We start from the raw sequence: 4,180 nt of genomic DNA, 5'->3' as shown, positions 1-4,180 counted from the left end.
GTCAGGTCGCCGAGCAGCACGCGCGTGACGCCGGGCCGCCCTTCCGCCTGACTGGCCAGCGAGATACCGGCGGCCGTGGCGATGGTGCCGTCGATGCCGGCGAGGCCCCGGTTGGCGTGCACGGGCACCTGCATGCCCGCCAGCACGTCGTCGGCGACCCTCACGAGCCGCGACGACCCTAACATCAGCCGGTCGTGCGGCCATGTCGCCCGCCACACCGAGTCGACCAGCACGGCCCGGTCGATCGGCTGGCGCACGGCGGCCAGCTCTGCGGCGACGGCGTCGAGACGGTCGTGCCGTTCGGTCGAGAAGAGCCCGTGCAGATCCGGAGCGGGCGGGGCGAGATCGATGGATGCCTCGTGCCCGGCACGCAGCCACGCCTGCAGCCATGCACGATCGGGGTCTCCTTCGCCGACCGCGACGGCGGAGACGGTGCGCGTGGCCCCGTTGAGGTTCAGCGGCTCGCCGGGCCCCGACACGGCGACGATCTCGACCTCGACGCGCGACAGCAGGGCCGTCACCTCACGCGAGAGCGTCGGGTGCCCGAAGACGACGGCGCGCTCGACGCGGCCGCCGAGCGCCGGCTCGCGCAGCACCGTACGGTAGGCGCGCACCGACTGGCGCCCGAAGCGTGCGCCGCTGACGATCTCGGCGATCAGCGGCCAGCCGCCCTCGAAGGCCACCTGTTCGGCGCGGTCACCGGCATCGGCGCCGGCCACCACGACCGTGCGGGGGCCCAGCGCCAGCACGGACGGCTCCCCCGGTTCCGGATCGGCGGGCTCCACCGCAGGCGTGCCGAGGGCGAACCAACCGGGCAGCTCACCGGCGAGCGGCTCACGGTAGGGCAGGTTCAGGTGCACGGGCCCCGCGGGCAGGATGCCGCCGCCGCGCGCCGCGGCGACCGCCTCGGCGGCCAGCCTGCGCAGCATCGCCGTCTGGGGGCGGGTGCCCGTGGCATCCGTCTCGTCGGGCACCGGCAGATCCGCCTCGAACCGCACCTGCGGCGCGAACATGCCCGGCTGCCGCGTCGTCTGATTCGCACCGACGCCGCGCAGCTCGGGCGGGCGATCGGCCGTGAGCAGCAGCAGCGGCACCCCCGCATGATGCGCTTCGAGCGCCGCGGGGAACAGGTTGGCCGCGGCCGTTCCCGACGTGCAGACGACGGCCGCAGGCATGCCCGTCTCGCGGGCGAGGCCCACCGCGGTGAACCCGGCGACCCGCTCGTCGATGCGCACGTGCAGGCGCACGCGCCCCGCCCGCTCGAGGGCCGCGGCGACCAGAGCGAGCGACTGCGAGCGCGATCCGGGGCTCAGGACGATATCGCCGACCCCGTGCCCGACGAGGGCGTCGAGCAGTGCGGCGGCCGCATCCGTCGCCGCAGACGCCGCCGCGCGCACAGGGCCGTCCACGTCTGTCCGGGGCTCAGCTCAGGCTGCCGCGCTGGCCGCGCAGGTCGTCGCCGTCGTTGTCGCCAGGGGTGCCCGGTGCGGACGGCCGGTGCCAGCGGGGGTCGTCGTCCTCGGCATCGAGCTGGGCCAGCTCCTCCTCGAGGCGGCGGATGCGCTCGTCCTGCTCGCTCGGGGTGCCCAGGCCCCGCAGGAACGCGGGGTCGTCGTCGGGTGCGCGCACGGGCGCGACCGTCGAGGCGCGACCGCGGCCCACGATGAACCACAGGATGCCGCCGATCACCGGCAGCAGGATGACGATGAGCATCCAGGCGGCCTTCGAGACGCCACGGTGGCGCATCGGCGGCTGCATCGCGCAGTCCACGATGCTGAAGACCCAGAAGGCGACCGCCAGCGGGACCAGGATGAACAACAGCCGTGCCACGTCTCCATCCTAAGCGTGGACCCTGAACGCCGGCCGCGCTTACGATGGAGGGGTGAAGGTCAAGCCCGCGCTCGTGTACTCCGTGCTGCGGATTCTCGCGTTCGTGGTGCCGTTCGGCATCCTCATGCTGTTCCCGATCTTCCGCGACCTGTACTGGCTCGCCGCGATCTTCGCCGCCCTGATCGGGCTCAGCCTGTCGCTGCTATTCCTGCGTCGTCCGCTCGACGCGGTCACCAGCGACCTCGGCCAGCGCCGTGAGCGGCGCACCGCCGCGGCCGACGACGCGGCCGCCGAGGACGCGGCCGACGACGCCGCGCGCTGATCTCGAATCGGTCAGCCGACGAAGGCCCAGAACAGGAACGCGCCGTAGGCGACCGACGTGAGCGAGGTCAGCGCGAGGGCGAGCACCAGCTCCTGCGGGCTGCGATACAGCCACACGATCAGCAGTGCGGGCACCGCGGCCAGCAGTGCCAGCAGCGTGAGCCACGCGATCGGGTAGAACTGGGCGAGCACGCACGCGATGGCGAAGGCTGCGAGCACGAAGACCGTGTAGACCACCTGCGTGGCAGTCTTGCCGATCAGCACCGACAGTGTGCGCTTGCCGGCCGCGCGGTCCTGCGGGATGTCGCGCAGGTTGTTCGCCAGCAGCACGCCACACGCCAGCAGGCCCGCGCCGACGGCGCCGAACCAGGCCTCCTGCGGCAGATACTGCACTTGTACCCACGTGGTGCCGAGCGTGGCTACCAGCCCGAAGAACACGAAGACGAACAGCTCGCCGAGCCCCGCGTATCCGTACGGGCGCTTGCCGCCGGTGTAGAACCAGGCGGCCACGATGCAGACCGCGCCGACCGCGAGCAGCCACCACTGCTGCGTGCGGACCGCGATCGCCAGGCCCGCGACGGCGGCGATCGCGAAGAACACACACGCGACGACGAGCACCGTGCGCGGCTTCGCCTTGCGCGCGGCCGTCAGTCGGGCGGGCCCGACCCGGAAGTCGTCGGTGCCGCGGATGCCGTCGCTGTAGTCGTTGGCGTAGTTCACCCCGATCTGCAGCGCCGCCGCCACGACGAGGCAGGCGAGCGCGAGCACCCAGTGAAACAGGTGGTCGACCAGATGCGCGGCCCCGGTGCCGATGAGCACGGGCGTGATCGCCAGCGGCAGCGTGCGCAGGCGCGCCGCACCGACCCAATCACCGAAGGTCGCCTTGGCCGCCACACGGGGGTCGCCCGACACGTGCGGCTTCTGCGGGTTGCCGCGCGGTCGGTGCTTTCGGGATGCTGCGCGCGTGCGCTTCTTCTTCGCGGATCCTGCCACGGCTCAATAGTGCCAGGGATGGGCAGACCAGTCGGGCTCGCGCTTCTCGAGGAAGGCGTCGCGCCCCTCCACGGCCTCATCGGTGCCGTAGGCCAGGCGCGTGGCCTCCCCCGCGAACACCTGCTGGCCGACCAGGCCGTCGTCCACCGCGTTGAAGGCGAACTTCAGCATGCGGATCGCCGTGGGCGACTTCGTCAGGATCGTGCGCGCCATCGCGATCGCCTCGCGCTCGAGCTCGGCGTGCGCCACCACGCGGTTGACCGCGCCCATCTCGTACGCGCGCTGTGCGGAGTACTCCTCGGCGAGAAAGAACACCTCGCGGGCGAACTTCTGCCCGATCTGGCGTGCGAAGTACGCCGAGCCGTAGCCGGCGTCGAACGAGCCGACGTCGGCGTCGGTCTGCTTGAACCGGCCGTGCTCGGCGCTCGCGATCGACAGATCGCAGACGACGTGCAGCGAGTGCCCGCCGCCGGCTGCCCAGCCGGGCACCACCGCGATGACCGGCTTCGGCATGAAGCGGATCAGCCGTTGCACCTCGAGGATGTGCAGACGGCCCACCGCGGGTGCGCCTCCGCCCCCGCTCCCCGAGCCTGCATCGCTCCCCGAGCCTGCATCGCTCCCCGAGCCTGTCGAGGGGTCGGTGTCGCTGTACTGATACCCGTCGCGCCCGCGGATGCGCTGGTCGCCGCCCGAGCAGAACGCCCACCCGCCGTCCTTGGGGCTCGGGCCGTTGCCGGTCAGCAGAACGACGCCGAGGCGCGGGTCCTGCCGTGCGGCATCCAGTGCGCGGTACAGCTCGTCGACCGTGTGCGGGCGGAACGCGTTGCGCACCTCCGGCCGGTCGAGCGCGATCCGTGCGATGCGTCCGTCGTGCGAGACGTGGGCCGTGATATCGGTGAAGGCATCGGCGCCGGGCGCCGGCATCCATTCACTCTCGTCGAAGAGCTCGGAGACCATGCCTCTCAGCCTATGACCCCCCGTCTGCGGAAGGCTCTTGACGGTGGCGGCGATGTACCGCTCGGCGAGGGTTGTGGGC

Annotated in this window: 5 protein-coding genes; 1 reads left to right on the top strand and 4 read right to left on the bottom strand. The window is 72.3% G+C overall.

The window, feature by feature from the left end; translation table 11 throughout:
• Nucleotides 1–1,409, bottom strand: a 1,409-nt coding sequence (menD, locus tag ACK5IN_RS09365) for a 2-succinyl-5-enolpyruvyl-6-hydroxy-3-cyclohexene-1-carboxylic-acid synthase (protein WP_416895924.1), incomplete at its 3' end; no start/stop codon positions are given.
• A gap of 13 nt (nucleotides 1,410–1,422) precedes the next feature.
• On the bottom strand, nucleotides 1,423–1,830 hold the full coding sequence (locus ACK5IN_RS09360) for a PLD nuclease N-terminal domain-containing protein (protein ID WP_416895923.1): 408 nt from the start codon (nucleotides 1,828–1,830) through the stop codon (nucleotides 1,423–1,425).
• Between the two features lie 52 nt (nucleotides 1,831–1,882).
• Between ACK5IN_RS09360 and ACK5IN_RS09355 the strand changes: the two genes are divergently transcribed.
• On the top strand, nucleotides 1,883–2,152 hold the full coding sequence (locus ACK5IN_RS09355) for a DUF4229 domain-containing protein (RefSeq protein ID WP_416895922.1): 270 nt from the start codon (nucleotides 1,883–1,885) through the stop codon (nucleotides 2,150–2,152).
• Between the two features lie 11 nt (nucleotides 2,153–2,163).
• On the opposite strand, the gene ACK5IN_RS09350 is transcribed toward ACK5IN_RS09355, so the two are convergent.
• Together ACK5IN_RS09350 and ACK5IN_RS09345 are read right to left on the bottom strand one after the other, a co-directional pair.
• Nucleotides 2,164–3,144: a 1,4-dihydroxy-2-naphthoate polyprenyltransferase gene (locus ACK5IN_RS09350; RefSeq protein ID WP_416895921.1), complete on the bottom strand. Its 981-nt coding sequence runs from the start codon at nucleotides 3,142–3,144 to the stop codon at nucleotides 2,164–2,166.
• 3 nt (nucleotides 3,145–3,147) lie between these two features.
• The gene (locus tag ACK5IN_RS09345) at nucleotides 3,148–4,101 is read right to left on the bottom strand and encodes a 1,4-dihydroxy-2-naphthoyl-CoA synthase (protein WP_416895925.1); all 954 of its coding nucleotides are present in this window, start codon (nucleotides 4,099–4,101) and stop codon (nucleotides 3,148–3,150) included.
• Between the last annotated feature and the right edge of the window lie 79 nt (nucleotides 4,102–4,180).

The sequence above is a fragment of the Microbacterium sp. genome (assembly GCF_047971895.1).
GTDB lineage: Bacteria > Actinomycetota > Actinomycetes > Actinomycetales > Microbacteriaceae > Microbacterium.
This window is presented reverse-complemented; position numbering and strand designations above follow the sequence as displayed.